Source organism: Streptomyces sp. NPDC008150, assembly GCF_042956945.1.
GTDB lineage: Bacteria > Actinomycetota > Actinomycetes > Streptomycetales > Streptomycetaceae > Streptomyces.
In genome coordinates, this window is record NZ_JBIBHJ010000006.1 from 452,196 (window position 1) to 471,451 (window position 19,256).

General features: G+C 72.0%; 14 protein-coding genes. 8 read left to right on the plus strand and 6 right to left on the minus strand.

Annotated elements, in window-relative coordinates; genetic code table 11:
* Positions 1–4: 4 nt before the first annotated feature.
* The 3 genes from ACFZA0_RS18395 to ACFZA0_RS18405 form a co-directional block, all read right to left on the minus strand.
* Positions 5–1,552, minus strand: a complete 1,548-nt coding sequence (locus tag ACFZA0_RS18395; protein ID WP_391017542.1) for an ATP-binding cassette domain-containing protein — start codon at positions 1,550–1,552, stop codon at positions 5–7.
* Complete coding sequence (locus ACFZA0_RS18400) at positions 1,549–2,733, minus strand: substrate-binding domain-containing protein (protein WP_391017544.1); 1,185 nt, start codon at positions 2,731–2,733, stop codon at positions 1,549–1,551. The genes ACFZA0_RS18395 and ACFZA0_RS18400 overlap by 4 nt, the downstream gene beginning before the upstream one ends.
* Positions 2,734–3,138: 405 nt before the next feature.
* A complete protein-coding gene (locus ACFZA0_RS18405) occupies positions 3,139–3,813 on the minus strand; it encodes an FCD domain-containing protein (protein WP_391017547.1) in 675 nt (224 codons plus the stop codon).
* A 320-nt stretch (positions 3,814–4,133) separates the two neighbouring features.
* Between ACFZA0_RS18405 and ACFZA0_RS18410 the strand changes: the two genes are divergently transcribed.
* Positions 4,134–5,003 carry an NmrA family NAD(P)-binding protein gene (locus tag ACFZA0_RS18410; protein ID WP_391017549.1) on the plus strand — a complete coding sequence of 290 codons (870 nt, stop codon included), beginning with the start codon at positions 4,134–4,136 and terminating at the stop codon, positions 5,001–5,003.
* 185 nt (positions 5,004–5,188) lie between these two features.
* Here ACFZA0_RS18410 and meaB read toward each other — a convergent pair whose 3' ends face one another.
* Genes meaB through ACFZA0_RS18425 form a run of 3 tightly spaced genes read right to left on the minus strand, consistent with a single transcriptional unit; the run spans position 5,189 to position 10,198 of the window.
* Positions 5,189–6,187, minus strand: a complete 999-nt coding sequence (meaB, locus tag ACFZA0_RS18415) for a methylmalonyl Co-A mutase-associated GTPase MeaB (protein ID WP_391017552.1) — start codon at positions 6,185–6,187, stop codon at positions 5,189–5,191.
* 16 nt (positions 6,188–6,203) lie between these two features.
* Positions 6,204–8,390 carry a methylmalonyl-CoA mutase gene (gene scpA, locus ACFZA0_RS18420; RefSeq protein ID WP_391017555.1) on the minus strand — a complete coding sequence of 729 codons (2,187 nt, stop codon included), beginning with the start codon at positions 8,388–8,390 and terminating at the stop codon, positions 6,204–6,206.
* Positions 8,390–10,198, minus strand: a complete 1,809-nt coding sequence (locus ACFZA0_RS18425; RefSeq protein WP_391017557.1) for a methylmalonyl-CoA mutase family protein — start codon at positions 10,196–10,198, stop codon at positions 8,390–8,392. Before ACFZA0_RS18425 ends, scpA begins: the two co-directional genes overlap by 1 nt.
* Positions 10,199–11,047: 849 nt before the next feature.
* On the opposite strand from ACFZA0_RS18425, the gene ACFZA0_RS18430 reads away from it, so the two are divergent.
* From ACFZA0_RS18430 to ACFZA0_RS18460, 7 genes are all read left to right on the plus strand, one after another.
* Positions 11,048–11,425 (plus strand): cupin domain-containing protein, encoded by a 378-nt coding sequence (locus ACFZA0_RS18430; RefSeq protein WP_391017559.1) that lies wholly within the window; start codon positions 11,048–11,050, stop codon positions 11,423–11,425.
* On the plus strand, positions 11,422–12,624 hold the full coding sequence (locus tag ACFZA0_RS18435) for a CoA transferase (protein WP_391017562.1): 1,203 nt from the start codon (positions 11,422–11,424) through the stop codon (positions 12,622–12,624). The genes ACFZA0_RS18430 and ACFZA0_RS18435 overlap by 4 nt, the downstream gene beginning before the upstream one ends.
* A gap of 228 nt (positions 12,625–12,852) precedes the next feature.
* Positions 12,853–14,058, plus strand: coding sequence for a zinc-binding dehydrogenase (locus tag ACFZA0_RS18440; RefSeq protein WP_391017565.1), 1,206 nt, complete (start codon positions 12,853–12,855; stop codon positions 14,056–14,058).
* The gene (locus tag ACFZA0_RS18445; protein WP_391017567.1) at positions 14,055–15,662 is read left to right on the plus strand and encodes a bifunctional 3-(3-hydroxy-phenyl)propionate/3-hydroxycinnamic acid hydroxylase; all 1,608 of its coding nucleotides are present in this window, start codon (positions 14,055–14,057) and stop codon (positions 15,660–15,662) included. The genes ACFZA0_RS18440 and ACFZA0_RS18445 overlap by 4 nt, the downstream gene beginning before the upstream one ends.
* Positions 15,663–15,762: 100 nt before the next feature.
* A complete protein-coding gene (locus ACFZA0_RS18450) occupies positions 15,763–16,896 on the plus strand; it encodes a DUF3500 domain-containing protein (protein ID WP_391017570.1) in 1,134 nt (377 codons plus the stop codon).
* Between the two features lie 145 nt (positions 16,897–17,041).
* Positions 17,042–17,962: a fumarylacetoacetate hydrolase family protein gene (locus ACFZA0_RS18455; RefSeq protein ID WP_391017572.1), complete on the plus strand. Its 921-nt coding sequence runs from the start codon at positions 17,042–17,044 to the stop codon at positions 17,960–17,962.
* 315 nt (positions 17,963–18,277) lie between these two features.
* Positions 18,278–19,006 (plus strand): FCD domain-containing protein, encoded by a 729-nt coding sequence (locus ACFZA0_RS18460; RefSeq protein WP_391017575.1) that lies wholly within the window; start codon positions 18,278–18,280, stop codon positions 19,004–19,006.
* Positions 19,007–19,256: the final 250 nt, after the last annotated feature.

A 19,256-nucleotide genomic window follows, 5' to 3' on the forward strand; every position in this document is an offset into this window, starting at 1 on the left:
GTTCTCACTCCGGGTCGCTCGTACCGCTGAGGCTGTCGGCGGTCCGCAGTCCCAACTCGTCGCGGATCAGCCGTTCTTCGGTCAGGTCGGCCCGCTGGACCTCGCTGACCACCCGTCCCTCCTTGAGGACCAGGACCCGGTCGCACAAGGTCACGAGTTCCTTCGTGTCCGAGGAGCACAGCAGAATGGCGGTCCCTTCGTCCCGCGCGGCAAGGACCAACTCGTAGATGGCGGCGATGGCGCCCACGTCGACCCCCTGGGTGGGCTCGTCGAGGAGCAGTACCCGTGGACGGACGCGCAGCCACTTGGCCAGGACGACCTTCTGCTGGTTGCCGCCGCTGAGCAGTTTCAGCGGCTTGTCGGGATCGGGCGGGCGCAGCCCGACGGTCTCGATCCACGACCGGACCTGCGCCCGCTCGGCCCGCCCGTCGAGGCGTCCGAGCAGCCGCCGCAACGGGCGCAGCAACGGCAGGGTCAGATTCTCCCGGACGTTCATGTCCATTACGACGCCGCTGCGGCGGCGGTCGGCGGGAACGTAGGCCATCCCGCTCTCGATCGCCGCCCGGACGTCGGAGGGGCCGAGTTCCCGGCCGCCCACCTCGATCCGGCCGCCGCTTCGGTGCAGCGCACCGAAGAGCAAGGGGGCGAGCCGGTCCCGTCCGGACCCCAGGATGCCGCTGACGCCGACGATCTCGCCCGCCCGCAGGTCCATCGAGAAGTCGCTTATCCCCGTGCCGCTCGCGTCGCGCACGGTCAGCACCGGCTCGCCGGGGACGTCCCGTGGCGCCACCGCCGCACCGGCGATCTCGCGCCCGGCGATGAGCGTCACGATCTTGTCGTGGTCGAGCTCGCTCGTGGCCTGCTCGGCGACCACGCGGCCGTCGCGCAACACCACCACGCGGTCGGCCAGTTCGAGGACCTCGTCGAGCCGGTGGGAGATGAAGACGACGCCGGCCCCGGAGGAGGCGACCCGGCGGATCGCTTCGAACAGCACCTGCACCTCGTCGCCGTGCAACGCCGTCGTGGGCTCGTCGAGCAGGAGCACGTTGTCCGGGCGCGTCCAGCCGTCCAGGGCGCGGGCGATCGCGACGATCGCCCGCTGCGCCGGCGACAGCTTCCCGACCGGGACCGTCACGTCCAGGTCGGCGCCGAACCGGGCGAGGAGCAGTTGCGCGTGGCGTCGCTCGGCGGCGTTGCGGACGGGGGCGAACCCTCGGCCGCGGGCCGAGCGGCCCAGGCCCAGGTTCTCCACCGTCGTCAGGATGTCGGCCAGCCCCAGGTCCTGGTGGATGAAGTGCAGGTTCTCGCGCGCGTCGGGCCCCGCGACCAGTTCGCCCCCGGTGTCCCGAACCTCGACGACGGTCCCGGGATCGGCTTGGTGCACCCCGGCGAGGATCTTGACCAGCGTCGACTTACCGGATCCGTTGTGCCCGAGCACGGCGACGACTTCGCCGGCCCGGACCTCCAACGACACGTCGTCGAGCGCCTTGAGGCCCGGGAACGTCTTCGACATGCCGCGGATCCGGAGGAGTGGCGCGGCCGTGCCGGTCACGAGGACACCTTCCACAACTGCGCGAACCGGTTCGCGTAGTCGGGGAAGGCCGACCAGCCGCGCGTCGGGTCGAAGGTGATGTCCTTCTGCTCCAGGAACTGCTCGGGCACCTCTCCGGCCTTCTCGCTCGCCGTCGGCTCATCGCCCTCGATCAGGCGTGCGGCCGCGTCCACGGCCGTCCACGTCGACACCGGGAAGTCGATGTTCAGGGCGGCCGTCAGCTTGCCGTCCTTGATGTCCTGGAGGTTGTTCGCGGTGGGCCCGAAGCCCAGGGTCGTGACGGACAGACCCGCGGCCTTCATCGCCGCCGGAAGGCCCGCGGCCGCCGAGAGGCTCACGAACACCGCGGACTTCGTGTCGGGGTGGGCCTGGAGGTCGGTGACCACGGTGCGCGGCGCGGTCGTTCCGATGGTGGCCACGTCGATGGGGACGACGCGCACCTTGCACGAAGGGCAGTTCTTCTTCATCTCGTCCTGGAAGGACTTCTGCACCGGGGCCGAGATGTCGAGGGCGGGCTCCGTGTAGAGCACCGTCTCGACGCCCGCGCCCTTCTTGGCGATCACCCAGTCGGCCATGAGCTTGCCGTTGCGTCGACTCAGGTCCTCACCCAGGTAGTTGAAGGTGATGCCGTACGGCGCCACGTCCTTGGCTATCTGCAGGGAGACCAGTTTGACGCCGCTCGCGGACAGCTTCTTCAGACCGTCGCCGAACAGGGCCGGATCGATCGCGCCGAGGATGACGGCGTCCGGCTTCAGCGCGTTCACGCTCGACGCGGCCGCCTGGGCCGTCTGCGCCGTCGAGCCGGCGTTCACCACCGTCGTCGTCCCGCCGATCGCCTGGACCGCCTGCTTCACGATGGAGCCCACCGCGGCGCAGATGGGTGTCGAGCACTGCAGGTAGGCGAACTTCTTGCCGGCCGGGAGCCGTTGCCCGAGGGCGTCGGTCACCGGGAAGTCGGTGGGCGGGACGGTGTAGTCGCTCAGGGCCGCCTTGGCCGCCGCGGTGTTCGCCGGCTGCTTGGCGGCGGAGCCGTCCGAGTCCGACGAGGAACCGCAGGCCGCGACCGACACGAGGGCGATCACCGAGGCGCAGGCCGCGGCAGCCTGTCCGGCGCGACCGGGGCGCGGGCGACGTACGCGCACGGCGCCGCGGGGACCGGGATCACTGAAATTGGCGAGCATCTTTGCACACTCCTGGTGATCTGCGGAGGAAGGACCTGATGCGAAGAAGGGGTTCGGTCCCGGGCTGCCGTCGCGCGTTCCGCGTGGTGCCCCATGAAGTAAATGGGCCGAACCAATAGGCCGAACCCTGCATCGTGGCGGTTTGTGTGTCAAGGGTTTTGCGGCCTGATGAAGTTCAGGTTCTACGACCTTCCGCCCGGTGCCATCGGGTTGAATGGTTAGGTCTGATAGGCGGGCCGAAGCAGTGGCCGTGTGTCCTGGGTGCCGGACCGCGCCCTGCGCTCTCCTGGTCGTGCGGCAGTGCTTCCTCCGCCGACGCCGGGCCGCTGCCGACGAGGGGCTGCGCGTCGGCCGACGGCCGCGTGGGACGACGAACGGGTCGCCCCCTACCGGGGACGGCCCGGCTCAGGCGGTGTGCCGGTGTGCTTCCCCGGCCTGCCGCGCGGCGGCGACGTCACCGGCGACGATGGCGGCCACCAGGTCGCTGTGAACCTTCAGGCGCTGCGCGAGGTACTCGCTGTCACGGGGCTGGGGGTTCACCAGTGACACGTGGTTGACGAACTCGTAGAGGCCGACGTAGGTGCCCCGGAGCACGGCGTTCGGGGAGATGGCCGCGATGCGCACGTGCAGGTCCCAGTTGAGGGAGACGAACTGGAAGACGTCGTCCAGGCTTCGCCGCATCGCGGTGATCAACGACTTCAACTCGCGCACGTCGGTGGCAGAGCGGTGCTCCGCCGCGTGTGCGGCGACGAGCGGTTCGAGCTGCTCCCGGACCTCGATGGCGCCGGCGACGGCCATGGGTTCGCCGCGCACGGTCAGCAGAGTGCGCCCGAGGCGCACCACGGGGTCGGTCGCCGCGACGAACAGTCCGCCGCCGGGGCCGGGCCGCAGGACGATCCGTCGGCGTTCCTGGAGCAGCCGCAGGGCCTCGTTGACCGTCGCCTTCGCCACCCCTGTCTGCTCACGCAGGTCGGCGCGGGTGCCGATGTGGTCCCCGGGCCGCAGTCCGCGCTTCTCGATGGCGTCCTCGACGAAGACGACGACTTCCTCGGCGCGCGTTCGATGGGCAGGCAGGACCATGGGCGAAGCGTAACGGATGGCCTTGACCGCTGGTCAGGGGCCGGAACGCGGGCTCGGACCGGCGGAGCTCGGGCGAGGCGATCGGCCGTCGGGCCGCACGACGGCGGCCCGCGCGCCGGCTTCGGCCGACCCGCCGCGATCGGCGAACCTCCCGCCCGGTCTGTCGACACTCTGCAACGGGAATCCCTCCTACCTCGCATATTTCGCCCGTGAATCCACAACGCGGCTCGCAAAGTGTTGACATTTATCGCCAGGTGCTCGGAGGATGAGGCGCGGTCCGCGGACCGTCGACACCTGAACGTCTGCAAGGGGATGGCTTCGTGATACTGGTGACTGCGGCCAACGGCAACCAGGGCAGGTACCTGGTTCCGCGACTTCTGGCCGATGGCCAGGCCGTCCGAGCGTGCGTGCGCTCCGAGGAATCGGCGCGGTCCCTCCGGTCCGCCGGTGTGACGGACGTGGTCGTCGGCGACGTCACCGAACCCGGCCTGCTGGCGCGGGCGATGCGAGGCGTGGACAAGGTCTACTACGTCGGGCCCACCCTGCATCCCCACGAGCGGGAGATGGGGTTCGCGGCGATCGACGCAGCGCGTGAGGCCGGGGTGGAGCACTTCGTCTTCAGCTCTGTGCTCCACGCGATCCTCACCGACCTCGTACAGCACGAGATCAAGCGCGACCTGGAGGAGTATCTGCTCTCCTCCGGCCTGGAGTTCACGATTCTCCAGCCGGCCAACTACATGCTGCGCCACCGGCTCAAGGCGCCTGTCGAACAGGGCGTCTTCCTGCTCTCCTGGGCGCTCGACAGGTACCAGTCGATGGTGGATCTGCCGGATGTGGCCGAGGCGGCCGCCACGGTCCTCCGGGACCGCGAGCGGCACACGGGAGCGACCTACGAACTCGTCGCTCCCGGCCGCTACACCGCGCACGACCTGGCGAGGGTCGTTTCCGAGGTGCTCGGTCGCGAGGTGGCCGCCCGGCACATCGACGCCGACACGTTCACCGCGGCGTCCCACGGTGCCGACCACGAGCGGCTGTTTCCGTACCACACCCGTGCGGCGCGGGCCATCAGCAAGCGCTACAGCAGCCACGACTTCGTCGGCAATCCCAACGTGCTCACGTGGCTGCTCGGTCGAGAGCCCACCGGTTTCCGGGAGTTCGTGCGGCGAGAGCTCGCGGATCTCCCGCGCTGACGGAGCGTGCACCCGGAGCGGAACCGGGCGGACCCACCGCGCCGGGGGCACTGCCGACGTGTGGCCGCAGCGGGGCCGCGGGAGCCACAGCGGGCTCCCGCGGCCCCGCTGTCGGTGTGCCCGTGAGGGCCGGCGGCGAGGGCCGTCCCACCCGCGGGGCACGGAACACCTCCCCGCGCCCGCACTCACGGAGAGCCGGCGGCGTCGGGGCCGCCGCGGAACGTGTCGAGCACGCGCTGCGCGGCGGTCGTGGCCGTCAACAGGCCGTCCCTCACCTGCTGTTCCAACGCGGGCACGAGAGCACGGACGGCCGGGTCGCGGTGCAGGCGCCCCAGCAGTTCCTCGTGGACCAAGTTCCAGGTCCAGTCCACCTGTTGCTCGCGGCGCCGGGCGGCGAGTCCGCCGGTCGACTCCAGCAGGACGCGGTGCTGATCGAGACGCTCCCACACCGTGTCGAGGCCGGTGGACTCCCGGGCACTGCAGGTGAGCACCGGCGGCGCCCAGACGGCATCCCTGCCGTGCATCAGCCGCAGAGCGCCCGCCAGTTCACGCGCGGCGGCCCCGGCGTCGCGTACGTGCGGTCCGTCCGCCTTGTTGACGGCGATGACGTCGGCCAGTTCCAGGACGCCCTTCTTGATGCCCTGCAACTGGTCCCCGGTGCGGGCCAGCGCGAGCAGCAGGAAGGAGTCGACCATGTTCGCCACGGCCGTCTCGGACTGGCCCACACCGACGGTTTCGACGAGGACCACGTCGTGACCTGCCGCCTCCATCACGATGATCGCCTCCCGGGTGGCCCTCGCGACCCCTCCGAGGGTGCCGGTGGAAGGAGAGGGGCGCACGAACGCCGCCGGATCGGCGGCGAGCCGGGCCATCCGGGTTCTGTCCCCGAGGATGGAACCGCCGGTCCGGCTGGAGGAGGGATCGACGGCGAGGACGGCCACCCGGTGCCCGCGCCCGGTGAGCATCGAGCCGAAGGCGTCGATGAACGTCGACTTGCCCACCCCCGGCACGCCGCTGATCCCGATCCGCCGGGCCCCGCCGCTGTACGGCAGCAGAGCGGTCAGCAACCGCTGCGCCGCCGCCCGGTGCTGCGGCCGGGCGGACTCGACGAGGGTGACGGCGCGGGCGACGGCGGACCGGTTGCCGGCGACGACCTCGCCGGCACAGTCTTCCGGGTCGATCACCACGGCTTCCCCGCCCTCACAGGTCCGTGTGGCCGAGCGCGGCCGCGAGGCGCGCCAGGAGGTCGTCGGCCGCGTCGGGAATCACCGTTCCCGGGGGGAACACGGCCGCGGCGCCCATATCCAGCAGCACGGGAACGTCCTGAGGGGGGATCACCCCGCCGACGACGACCATGATGTCCGCGCGGCCCTGCGCGGCGAGCTCGTCGCGCAGCGCCGGGACGAGGGCGAGGTGACCGGCGGCCAGCGACGACACCCCGACCACGTGCACGTCCGCCTCGACGGCCTGCCGCGCCACCTCCGCCGGCGTCTGGAACAGGGGGCCGACATCGACGTCGAAGCCGAGGTCGGCGAACGCGGTCGCGATCACCTTCTGACCCCGGTCGTGGCCGTCCTGACCCATCTTCGCGACCAGGATGCGCGGCCGTCGGCCCTCGGCCTCGGCGAAGTCGGCCACGAGCGCTCGGGTGCGCTCCACGGCCGCGGACCCGCCCGCCTCGTTGTGGTAGACCCCGCTGATCGTCCGGATCTGGCCGGAGTGGCGGCCGTAGACCCTCTCCAGCGCGTCGGAGATCTCCCCGACGGTGGCCTTGGCCCGTGCGGCGGCCACCGCGTGTTCGAGGAGGTTGCCATCGGCTCCGGCGGCCCGGGTGAGCGCCTCCAGCGCGTTGCGGCACGCCTCCTCGTCCCGCTCGGCACGCAGTCGCCGCAGCTTCTCGATCTGCCGGGCGCGCGTCGAGGAGTTGTCGACCGCGCGTACGTCGATCCGCTCGTCGGTCTCCACCCGGTACTTGTTGACGCCGATGACCGGCTGGCGTCCCGAGTCGATGCGGGCCTGGGTGCGGGCCGCCGCCTCCTCGATGCGCAGCTTCGGTATCCCGAGCTCGATCGCCCTGGCCATGCCGCCCGCCCGCTCGACCTCCTGGATGTGCCCCCAGGCGCGGCGGGCCAGCTCGTACGTCAGTCTCTCCACGTAGGCGCTGCCTCCCCAGGGGTCGATCACCCGGGTGGTGCCGGACTCCTGCTGGATGAGGAGCTGGGTGTTGCGGGCGATGCGTGCCGAGAAGTCGGTGGGCAGCGCGAGCGCCTCGTCGAGCGCGTTCGTGTGCAGGGACTGGGTGTGGCCCTGCGTCGCGGCCATGGCCTCCACACAGGTACGGGTGACGTTGTTGAACACGTCCTGCGCGGTGAGCGACCAGCCCGACGTCTGCGCGTGGGTGCGCAGGGAAAGGGACTTGGCGTTCTTCGGATCGAACGGCCGAACCAGTTTGGCCCACAGCAACCGGGCCGCGCGCAACTTCGCGATCTCCATGAAGAAGTTCATGCCGACCGCCCAGAAGAAGGACAGACGGGGTGCGAACGTGTCCACGTCCAGACCGGCGGCCATCCCCGCCCGCAGGTACTCGACACCGTCCGCGAGGGTGTACGCCAGCTCCAGGTCGGCCGTGGCTCCGGCCTCGTGGATGTGGTAGCCGGAGATGGAGATCGAGTTGTACCGGGGCATCCGCCGCGAGGTGTACGCGAAGATGTCGGAGATGATCCGCATCGACGGTTCGGGCGGATAGATGTAGGTGTTGCGGACCATGAACTCCTTGAGGATGTCGTTCTGGACGGTCCCGGCCAGTTTCTCCGGGGGCACCCCCTGCTCCTCGGCCGCCACGATGTACAGCGCCAGCACGGGCAGCACCGCGCCGTTCATCGTCATCGACACGGTCATCCTGTCCAGCGGGATCCCGTCGAAGAGCCGGCGCATGTCGTAGATCGAGTCGATCGCGACACCGGCCATGCCGACGTCACCGGTCACCCGTGGGTGGTCGCTGTCGTAACCGCGGTGGGTGGGCAGGTCGAAGGCGACGGACAGGCCCTTCTGGCCGGCCGCGAGGTTGCGCCGGTAGAAGGCGTTGGACTCCTCGGCCGTGGAGAACCCCGCGTACTGACGGATCGTCCAGGGCTGGTTGACGTACATCGTCGGGTACGGGCCGCGCAGGAAGGGGGCGATCCCGGGGCGGGTCTCCAGGAAGTCCAGGCCCTCCAGGTCCTGCCCGGTGTACAGCGGTTTGACGGTGATGCCCTCCGGCGTCTCCCAGAGCGAGTCGCCGCCGCCGGTGGCCTTGTCGAACGCGGCGCGCCAGGCGCCGTCGTCGGCGTCGGCCGTCGGCGTGCCGAGGTCGACAGTGGTGAAGTCGGGGATCGGGGGGACAGCCATCAGGACACTCCCAGGCGGTCGAGGGCGGCGGAGAGCGACGCGACGGCGTCGCTGCCCGTGAAGAGACAGGTGTCGACACCGGCGTACGCGCCGGGGCCGCCGGCCAGGTAGACGTGCTCGGCGCCCGCCGAGCGGAGGGCCGCGGCGTGGGCCTCGGCCTCCTCGGCGTAGTTCCTGTCGTCGGAGCAGAGACAGACGTGCCGCGTGCCGCTCGCAGCGAAGTCGCCGTCCGTGACCGGTTCTATTCCGCCCGCCCGGAAGAGATTCGCCGCGAAGGCGAGCCGGGCGGTGTGCGCGGCGGCGGGGCCGAGGGCGGCGAGATAGACGCGCGGCCGGGCGCCGGTGGCGGCGAGGTGGGTGTCGGAGCGGGCGCGCAGCTTCTCGAACGCCTCGTCCCTGCGGACCCTGGGCAGCCCGCCGGAGCGGGGTGCGGGTGCGGCCTCGCGGACGACCGCCTTCTCCCCGAGCAGCGGGAACTCGCTGACCCCGGTGATCGGTTCGCCCCGCTCGGCGAGCCTCGCGGAGCGCGCGGACCAGGTCGCCGCGAGCCGCTCACCGATCATCGACGAGCGCAGTGCGGCCGCCTGGCCCCCCTCCCTCTCGATCTCCTGGAAGAACTCCCAGGCCGCGCAGGCCAGTTCGGCGGTGAGCCGTTCCACGTACCAGGAGCCGCCGGCCGGGTCGATCACCCGGGACAGGTGGGACTCCTCGATCAGGATGGCGGAGGTGTTGCGGGCCGTCCTGCGCGCGAAGGCGTCCGGCAGGCCGAGTGCGTGGTCGAAGGGCAGCACGGTCACCGAGTCCGCCCCGCCGACCCCGGCGGCCAGTGCGGCGACGGTGGTGCGCAGCATGTTCACCCACGGGTCGCGGCGCGTCATCATCACCGGCGAGGTCACGGCGTGCTGCCGCTGCGCGCCGGCCCGGGGAGCGCCGCACGCCTCGCCGACCCGCGCCCAGAGACGGCGCGCGGCCCGCAGCTTCGCCACCGTCAGGAACTGGTCCGCGGTGGCCGCGTAGCGGAACTCCAGCTGGTCGCAGGCCGCTTCGACGTCCAGTCCCGAGGCGGTCAGTTCGCGCAGGTAGGCGACCCCCGTGGCGAGCGAGCAGGCCAGCTCCTGGGCGGCGGACCCACCGGCCTCGTGGTACGGCAGCGCGTCGACGGTGAACGCCCGCAGCCCCGGATACCGGGCCGCGCACAGCCGGGCCGTACCGACCGAGGGCGCGAGCGGGTACGGCTTCCCGGTGCGGGCCTCGTGGCCGAGGGGGTCGGCACCCAGGTTGCCCCGCGCCGCGTCGTCCGCGACGCCGTGTTCCGCGTAGAGGCGCAGCAGTTCCCGGGCCGCCGCCTCGCTCTCCTCACCCGCGTCCAGGACGACGGGGGCGAGGTCGAGCAGCACGCCTTCCAGCGCGCGGTCCAGCGCGGACACCGGGCCGGCGCCGTCACCGATCCGCAGCCAGAGCGAGGTGACGCCGTTCTCCAGGTCGGTCAGGATCGAGTCGTTGCTGAGCAGCGGGTGCCAGGCGCGCACGTCCCAGCCGTCGGCGCCGTTGCCCTCCGCCCGGCTGCCGCGCACGAACGGCGCGAACCCCGGCAGACCGGGGTCGGGGGCGGCGTCCCCGGGCGTGTAGAGGGGCCGTGTTGTGATGCCGTCCTCCAGCGCGGTGGCGAGGGCGTCCTCCACCTCGGTCATGGGCGTGTCCGTGCCCGACCTGTGCAGCACCTTCTGCACGAGCGCCTGCCACTGCTCGTGGGAGGCGTCGGGGAAATCGGCGGCGAGTGTGAGGCCGTCGTCGGGCTGCACTGTCATGGGGGCCTCAACCAGGTAGGCGGACGGGCTGTTCGACGCGGCGCAGGGCCGGCGTGGGGGAGCGGATGACGTCGGGCATGAGGCGGCGGGTGGATCGAGGCCGCCCCCGAGGAGCACGTCGGGGCTGCGCCCGTGGGCCCGCTCGCCGCGGCCGGTGCGGACGCGGCAGGGAGCGGCCTCCTGCGGCGGGGAAGCCTCGAACCAGCGGTGTCGTGACCGCCGGCTGGGTGCCCGACGAGCGGTGCGCACGGAAGGGGCGCGCGGTTCCGAGCAGCATAGGGGCACCTACCATCAAAGTGTCAACACTTTGCGGCACCTTCTTCTGTGCCGTCATGGCGCCCCGTCTCTTCCCGTCAGGGCGTCGGCAGGGTCCGCTGCGTGCGGGCGAGGTGCTCACAACGGGTGGGCCCCTTCGCTCGGCGCTTCGCGGGGAAGGCTCGGCCCTGTCATTCCGGTGGGGGTTCCAGCAGGTGTGATGGGGGATTTCCGGCGCTGCGAAAGGTGGCCGCCATGGTGCCGCGGGCGGGCACGGTGGTCCGCCCGCCCCGTCCGTGCGCGGATCGCGGCTGCGGGAGTGACCGATCTCCACGGAACAGCCGCACGGCAGAATGTTGACAGAATTGCCTCGGGGCCCGTTATGGTGCTCCTGGCTGCTCCTCCTTGGCCGAACGGCCGCGGCCTCGCCCGCGGTTCAGGGCGCTCCGGGAAGCTCCGGGCGCCGCCACGCGCCGCCCCATCGCCCGTCCTCACCTCGGGTTCCCCGGGGGCCGGTGCTCGTGCGAGCCCTCCGCGGGGCCGCTCGGTTTCTCCGCGTCATCCCTACGCCAAGCCAGAATCGAGTGCTCTACCGTGCCGACAGACATCAGTCGCCTCTCGCAGGCCGAACGCTTCGAGCCCGTGGGGCACCACGGCGTGGGCCCCGTTCATCTCTTCGGGGGTGAGCACTACGACGGCGCCGTGACGGCCGCCCTGTCGCACTACGTCCCCGGGGGCCGGGCGGACCTCTCACCCGTCCCGATCGAGACGCTCTACATCGTGCTGACCGGGACCCTGACCCTCGTCGACGGCGACGGCGCGACCCATGTCCTGAACCCCCTCGACTCGGCCCGCCTGACCGCCCGCACCGTGCGCGCGGTCGAGAACCGCACGAACCTCGCCGCCAGCATGCTCGTCATCCGCCCCAACCCGGCGAGCCCCTCGTTCCAGGCCGCGGACGACCCGTCATGAGCGGCGCGCTGGACGACCTCCTCGTCGTCGACCTGACCCGCGCCCTCGCCGGACCGCAGGCGGCCATGATGCTCGGTGACTTCGGCGCCCGCGTGATCAAGGTGGAGAGCCCGGCGGGCGACGACACCCGTTCCTGGGGCCCGCCCTTCGTCAAGGACGACCAGGGCACCGCGCAGTCGACCTACTTCCTGTCCTGCAACCGCAACAAGGAGTCGATCACCCTCGATCTCAAGCGCGCCGAGGACGCCGACGTCCTCGCCCGGCTCGTCGAGCGGGCGGACGTACTGATGGAGAACTACAAGCCCGGCGCTCTGGAGCGACTCGGCTTCGGCGCCGCGCGGCTGATGGAACTCAACCCCCGCCTCGTCGTGCTGTCGATCAGCGGCTTCGGACACGACGGCCCCGAGTCCGCGCGCGCGGGATACGACCAGATAGCACAGGGCGAGGCCGGCCTCATGTCCCTCACCGGCCCCGGGCCGGACCAGCCCCAGAGGGTCGGAGTGCCGATCGCGGACCTGATGGCCGGCATGAACGGCGCGTTCGGCGTGCTGGCCGCGCTGCGCGAACGGGACCGCACCGGCCGCGGACAGATCGTGCGCACCTCGCTGCTCGCCTCCGTCGTCGCGGCCCACGCCTTCCAGGGCACCCGCTGGACCGTGGCCGGCGAGGTCGGCCGCGCCCAGGGCAACCAGCATCCGTCGATCGCCCCGTACGGACTGTTCCGCTGCGCGGGCGGAAGCGTGCAGATCGCGTGCGGCAACGACGCCATGTGGCAACGGTTGTGCGCCGGGCTGGACATCGTCGCCCCGCAGCCCCAGCTGTACGCGACGAACGCCGACCGGCTGGCCAACCGCGACAGCCTGACCGAGCTGCTGGAGGGGGTGTTCGCAGGCTTCGAGCCGGACGAGCTGCTGCGACGGCTCGCGGACGCCGGTGTCCCGGCCGGCCGGGTCCGCACCCTCGACGAGGTCTACGCGTGGGAGCAGACCCGCTCCCAGCGCCTCCTCGTCGACGTCGAGCACCGGACCCTGGGGAAGATCACCCTGCCGGGGTCGGCGCTGCGGACGTTCACCCTCGACGACGCGGGCACCGAGACGGAGACGACACGCTCCGACCACCTGTCGCCGCCCGTGCTCGACGCCGACGCCGACGCGATCCGCGCGTGGCTGGACACCGGGACGGTGCCCTCGCGACCCTGAGGCCGCGTGCCCGGCGGCGGGCGGGCAATTCCGCCGGGGCGCGCGTCGGCAGCGGAAGCTCTCCGGACCGGGAGCGTCCCGAACACCTCGTCCGGGGACCACGGGGCGCCGGCGAAGGACACCGGTGTACATCACGAACGCGTCGGCAGGACGAGCCGCGCGGGCAGACGACGCGACGGCACCGGCCGCGTGCGTCGACCAACGGCTGTGAGGAATCGAGGCTGAACGATGCAGAGCACGCAACCTCCGGACGGCGCGCGCCACCCGGGCGCCGCGGGAGGGCACCCGGACCGCCCCGAGCCGAACGCCGCCGCGGGGGCGGCGGGTTCCGGACCGACGGCCGACGAGATCGCGGCAGCGATCGTCGACGCGCCGGGCGCGGAACCGCGGTTGGGCACGGTCGTGCCGCGACCGCGAACTCCCGGCACCACGCTGGTCGCCGTGGTCGCGGCACCGCTGAACCCGCTGGACCTGGCGATCGCCTCCGGGACGTTCCACTCCGTACGACACGAAGGACCCTACGTTCCGGGCAGTGAGTGCGTGGGTGTCGTGATCGAGTCCGACCGCCACCCGGCCGGCTCCTGGGTCTACGGCGAGTGCGACGCCGCACCGGACAACCCGGGCTCCTTCGCGGACCGGACCCTGCTCCCCGACGAGAATCTCCTGCCGCTGCCCGAGGGAATCGACCCGGTGGCCGCCGCGGCGGTGGGCAACGCCGGTGTCGCGGCCTATCTCCCACTGCTCGAACAGGGCCGTCTCGGCGCCGGTGAGACCGTGCTGGTGCTGGGGGCCACCGGCGCGGTCGGGCAGCTCGCCGTCCAAGTGGCCCGCCTCCACGGCGCGGGCCGCGTGGTCGGCGTGGCGCGGGACGGGGCGGCGCTGACCCGTCTCGCCGGCCTCGGCGCGGACGCGGTCGTCGAACTGCGCGCCGAGGAGGGCGTCGACGATCTGGCGGCCCGGATCCTGGCAGCGGCCGGCCCGGTGGACGTCGTCCTCGACGGCGTCTACGGCGCCCCGCTGGAGGCGGCACTGCGGGTGTGCGCACCCCGGGCCCGCGTGGTCAACATCGGCAACCCCGCCGGTGCGACCGCGCAGGTGCCGGCCGGACTGCTGCGCGGCAAGCAGCTCACCCTGTCCGGCTTCGCCGGGCTGCACACCCCGATGCGGGACAAGCGGGTGGCCCTGTCGTGGCTGTGGTCCGCCCTCGGCCGTGGTGAGCTGAGAACGAGGATCCGCACCGTGGACCTGGCGGAGCTTCCCGCCGCGTGGCGGGCCCAGGCGGCTTCACCGCACCACAAGTGGGTCGTCCTTCCCCAGGGAGAACACCGGCTTCCGCACGGACGACCGCAGAGCGCGTCCAGCGCGCTCGACGCCCGGCGGCCCCTGTCGGGCACCGCCGCTGACGACGCCCGGACCGGGGAGGCCCGCGCATGACCGTGGAACCGGAGCCGACGCCCACGCCGGCCCCACCGTACGAGGTCGACTGCACCATCGTCGGCGGCGGCCCCGTCGGCCTCCTCGCCGCTCGCTTCCTGGGCCGGTCCGGCTTGCGCGTGGCCGTCGTGGAGCGCTGGCCGCAGCGGTATCCGCTGCCTCGCGCGTGCACCATCGACCACGAGGCACTGCGCATCCTTCAGGCGGCGGGCGTCATGGAGGGCCACGCCTCCCTTTTCGAACCGTCCCAGGGCGAACGGGGCGGCTACGAGTTCCGCAACGGCGCGGGCGAACTCCTCCAGGCCATCGACTGGAACCGGACGGCCGAATCGGGGTGGGCGAACACCAACGGCTTCCACCAGCCCGACCTGGAGGCGGTCCTGGAGGAACTGGCCCTCGCGACGCCGGGTGTGAGCGTGCACCGCGGCTGGTCGTTCGAGGGCCTGACGCAGGATCGGTACAGCGTTCTGGCACGTGTCGCGCCGACCGGATCCACCTCCGGGAGCACGGAGATCCGCTCCCGGTGGCTCATCGCCGCGGACGGCGCCAACAGCCCGGTCCGGACCCACCTGGGCGTCGAGGTCGGTGACTCCGGGTTCCAGGCCGACTGGCTCGTGGTGGACTACCAGCCGCTGGCCGAGGAGCAGTGGAGCGCCTTCGTCACCCAGTACTGCGACCCCGCCCAGCCGGCGACGGCCGTCAACAGCGGTCCCGGCAGGCGGCGCTTCGAGTTCATGCGGCGCGCGGACATGACGGTCGAGGAACTGGGCCGGGACAGCACGGCCTGGCGGCTGATGGCGCCGTGGGGCGTGACACCCGAGACCGCCCGGCTGGAACGGCACGCCGTGTACACCTTCCGCGGTCGCTGGGCGCGCGACTGGCGCGTGGGGAACGTGTTCCTCGCGGGCGACGCGGCCCATCTCATGCCGCCGTTCCTCGGGCAGGGGCTGTGCTCGGGGCTGCGGGACGTCAGGGCACTGACCTGGCGCCTCGGCATGGTCCACCGCGGTTTGGCGGAGGCCGCCGTGCTGGACACGTACGGCCCCGAGCGCACCGGACACGTCCGGGAGATCATCGACGAGGCGGTGTCCGCCGGACGGGTCATCTGCGAACTCGACGTCGAGAGGGCGGCCGCCCGCGACGCCGCGATGAAGCGACGGGCGAGCGATCCCGACGCCGTCACCCGCAAGCCCCCGCATCCGCGCCTCGGCGAACCGTCCCTGACGGTCGCGAGCAAGGGAGCCGACGGCCAGCTCGCCCCGCAGGGGCGCGTCCGGTACGGCGACCGGACCGGCCTCTTCGACGATGTCGTCGGGGGCGCCTGGCAACTGGTCTGTCTGACGGGCGATCCCGCGGCACTCCTGGACCCGGAGGATGCCTCCTGGTTCCGGAGCGTCGGCGGTGTGATGGTGGACGTGTCCGCCGACGGCGCCGTCCAGGACCTCGACGGCGCCTACGCACGCTGGTTCGCCGAGCACGACTGCGAGGCGTTCCTCGCGCGGCCCGACTTCTACGTGTTCGGCTCCGGCGGGCACGGCGACATCCCGCTCCTGGTCTCCCGGCTGCGACAGGTGGTGCGGCCGGTGGCGCCGAAGGACCGTTGACCGCACGGGACAGGGCATTGTCCTGCTCACCACGCCACATGCGGACGTCCCGGCTCCGCACCCGCCCGCCACACCCCTACGAAGAAGGGCCCGGAACGCCATGACGGCACTGCCCCCTCCACACCAGAGCGGCCACCTCCCGCCGGCCCACCGGCCGCGAACCGGTGGCTCGTTCGACGCGACAGCCGTCACCTTCGCGGCCATGGGGCTGTTCGACGGGCTGAGCGCCTCCCAGCGGGCCCGCGTCCTCCTCCCGCACACGGACCCCGGCCGGACGCACTGGAACTTCCTGCCCGAGTCCGGCAGGCACGGGCTTCCGCTGGGCGAGCTGGACCGGCACCAGGAGGGGCTGGCGCACCGGCTGATCGCCGAGTCGATGTCGATCCCGGCCTACGCACGCGTGGTGCAGGTGATGACCAACGAGCATGTCCTGCGCGAACTCAACCTGCCCCTTTTCGGCCACATCGCCCCTGTCTTCCGTGACGCCCGCGGCTACTTCCTCACGTTCTTCGGCCAGCCCCAGCCGGACAGCACCTGGGGCTGGCGGCTGGTCGGCCATCATCTGTCGGTCAACGTCACCGTCGTCGACGGCGACCTGCTCAACGCGACCCCGTTCCTGCTCGGCGCGGAGCCCGCCCGCTTCGGTCCCTTCCGGATCCTGGGAGAGGAGGAGGACACGGCGTTCACGCTGCTGGACGCCCTCACCGGCGCGCAACGGGAGCAGGCGGTCATCCACCACAAGCCGCCGGCGGACTTCGTCACCCGTACGGTTCCGGTCGTGGGCGAGGAGGAGTACCCGGACTACCACGGCGTCGGCCGCCGCGACGCGATGATCACCGACGAGGACCGCGTGGCTCTGGCCTACTTCCGCGCGCATCCTCGGGGCGTCCGGGCCGGCGACCTGTCGCCCACCCAGCGGGCGCACTTCGACGACCTCCTGGCCCTCTTCGTCGGGAGGGCACGTCCGGGTGTGGTCGGCTTCGAGATGGACCGGATCGCCGCCGCCGGGGGAGTGGAGAACCTGCACTTCGCCTGGGCCGGCGGCACGTCCCTCGACCAGCCGCACTACTTCCGTCTCCAGGGCCCGGCCACCCTCGTCGAGTTCGACAACGCAGAGGACGACGCCAACCACGCGCACAGCGTCTGGCGGGACCCCTCCAACGACTTCGGCGCCGACCTCCTGATCGAGCACCACCTCGCCCACGACCACACGTCCGCGCGCGAGGACGTCTGACACCATCGGGTCACCCCGGGCCGGTCGTCCCGGTCGGGGCACGTACGGCCGACCAAGCGGACGGCCCGCGTTCCTGGAGCACAGGAACAGCCGCACAGAGGCATTTCCCGGGCTGAGTTCCGGGACCGAGGATGAAGGAATTCCCATGAGAATAATCGGTGTCAGGCGCCATCGGGGCGACACGGGTGTGGAGGTCGCGACCCTCGCCGAGGGCGGCGACGAAGTCACCGTCCTCGCGTCGCTCGAAGACTTCTGGGCCGATCCCGCGGGGCATCTGGCGCGCACACCCGCGGGACCGACCCTCGCCGTCACCGCCGTCGAGCGGGTCCCTCCGGTGCTCCCGGACGCGCAGGTCTTCTGTGTCGGACTCAATTACCTGGAGCACGCGGCGGAAGGCCGGTTCCGCGACCAGGAACTGCCCCGGTACCCGTCCCTGTTCGCCCGGTGGCCCCGCTCCCTGACGGTGGACGGGGCGACCGTCCCGGTTCCGTCCACCGAGGGCGGCCTGGACTGGGAGGGCGAGGTCGCCGCCTGGGTGGGAGCACCGCTGGTCGACGCCGACCCCGAGGAGGCCCTGGCGTCCGTCGTCGGATACTCGGCGTTCAACGACCTGACGTCCCGTACGGCACAGAAGTTGACGTCCCAGTGGATCCTGGGCAAGAACGGCGACCGGTCGGGGCCGGTCGGCCCCATGGTTCCGGCCGCGGAGGTCGGCGACCTGAGCCGCGGCCTGCGGCTGCGGACGCGCGTCAACGGTGTCACCGTGCAGGACGCCCGCACGGATCAGATGATCCACAAGGTTGGGGAGACGCTGTCCCTGATCTCGCACACCATCACGCTGCGGCCGGGCGACATCCTCGCGACCGGAACGCCGGCGGGTGTCGGCTACGCGCGCAAGCCTCCGCAGCTGCTCCAGCCGGGCGACACCGTCGAGGTCGAGGTCGAGGGACTCGGAACCCTGCGCAACACCGTGGTGGGCAATCGCCACCGGTACGAGGCGGCCACCGGCGCCGACGGCCATCGGCTGCCGACCGGGCACGATGCCGAGGTCTCCCGGGGGGCCTGAGCCCCTGAAGTGCGCCGGGCTCCGTCCGTCGGACGTGGCCTCGGCGCCGGCTCTCCGCGTCGCGTCCGCGGACGTCGCCCCGTCCTGCCGGGCCCTTCGGCCGCACTCGCACCTGTGGCACAGTGTCGACATTGGGGTCCGCTCGTGGAGAGGGAAGGGCCCGGGTGGCCGGTGGTGGGAGGGCGCCCGGGACTTGGAACCTTCTTCGCGGGCGAAGCGGCGCCGAAAGTGTCGGCAGAATGAAGGCCGGAACCGGTTACGGTTGAGCTCCCGGATGTCGGAGCAACGAGAACACAGGCGAAAGGTCGGCGGAGCATGACAGCAGGGTCAGCCGAGGTGGCGGACGCCCTCGCCCATCCCGACGAGGTGAGCAGGGCCCACCACACGCTGCGGCGCGCGATCATGCACGGCGACCTTCGCCCCGGCGATCCGCTGTCGCAGGTCGAACTGGCCCGGAATCTCGGGGTGAGCCGCGGTCCGCTGCGTGAGGCGCTGAGGATCCTCCAGCGTGAGGGGTTCGTCCAGCAGGAGTCCCAGCACCGTGCCCGTGTGGCGGCCTTCAGCAACGAGGACCTCGACGAGCTCTACGCGATGCGCATCAGCCTCGAGGCGCTCGCGATCGGTATCGCCGTTCCGCGCATGGGCGAGGAGCATCTGGAGAGAATCGATCAACTGCTCCAGGAAATGGACGACACGGCTCGCACGGGCGACGTCGAGCGCTGGGAATGCCCGCATGCCGAATTCCACCGCGCCCTGGTCCATCCGTCCGGCGTCCGCATAGAGCGGGAGCTGTCCCTCCTGTCGGACCACGCCACGCGTTACCGGCTGGCCTTCGTCTCGTGGAACCCGCTCGAATGGCAGGCCGAGACGAGCAGTCGGCACCGCCGGATCGCCGAGGCGGTGAAGGCGCGCGACGCGAGTGCCGCGTCCAAGGCGCTGGCGATCCACCTCGGCCGGACGGCTCTCGTCGTGCTCTCCATGGCGGCACCCACGTACGAACCCGTCCGCATCCGAAGGGCCATCGCCGTCGCGTGCGGTGAGTGACCCCTCCCCGCACGCGGCCGCTGTACCTCGGCCGGTGCGTGTGCCCGGTCCCGGTTCCGCCGGCTCGCGCGCGGGGCCTTCCTGTCCTCGTCGGCCGACCGGGCTCCTGTACGCTCCGGCCGGCCGACGAGTCGTCAGTCCGCCGTGTTCGCGCTCGGCAGCTTGGCCTGGATGAGGTCCATGACGCCGGAGTCGGTGAGCGTGGTGACGTCGCCGAGCTGCCGGTTCTCCGCCACGTCGCGCAGCAGGC

Coding starts and splice junctions, on each gene's coding strand:
- ACFZA0_RS18455 (WP_391017572.1), top strand. CDS start 17,042: ATGAGAATAATCGGTGTCAGGCGCCATCGGGGCGACACGGGTGTGGAG.
- ACFZA0_RS18440 (WP_391017565.1), top strand. CDS start 12,853: ATGCAGAGCACGCAACCTCCGGACGGCGCGCGCCACCCGGGCGCCGCG.
- ACFZA0_RS18445 (WP_391017567.1), top strand. CDS start 14,055: ATGACCGTGGAACCGGAGCCGACGCCCACGCCGGCCCCACCGTACGAG.
- ACFZA0_RS18450 (WP_391017570.1), top strand. CDS start 15,763: ATGACGGCACTGCCCCCTCCACACCAGAGCGGCCACCTCCCGCCGGCC.
- scpA (WP_391017555.1), bottom strand. CDS start 8,390: ATGGCTGTCCCCCCGATCCCCGACTTCACCACTGTCGACCTCGGCACG.
- ACFZA0_RS18405 (WP_391017547.1), bottom strand. CDS start 3,813: ATGGTCCTGCCTGCCCATCGAACGCGCGCCGAGGAAGTCGTCGTCTTC.
- ACFZA0_RS18460 (WP_391017575.1), top strand. CDS start 18,278: ATGACAGCAGGGTCAGCCGAGGTGGCGGACGCCCTCGCCCATCCCGAC.
- ACFZA0_RS18400 (WP_391017544.1), bottom strand. CDS start 2,733: ATGCTCGCCAATTTCAGTGATCCCGGTCCCCGCGGCGCCGTGCGCGTA.
- ACFZA0_RS18425 (WP_391017557.1), bottom strand. CDS start 10,198: ATGACAGTGCAGCCCGACGACGGCCTCACACTCGCCGCCGATTTCCCC.
- ACFZA0_RS18435 (WP_391017562.1), top strand. CDS start 11,422: ATGAGCGGCGCGCTGGACGACCTCCTCGTCGTCGACCTGACCCGCGCC.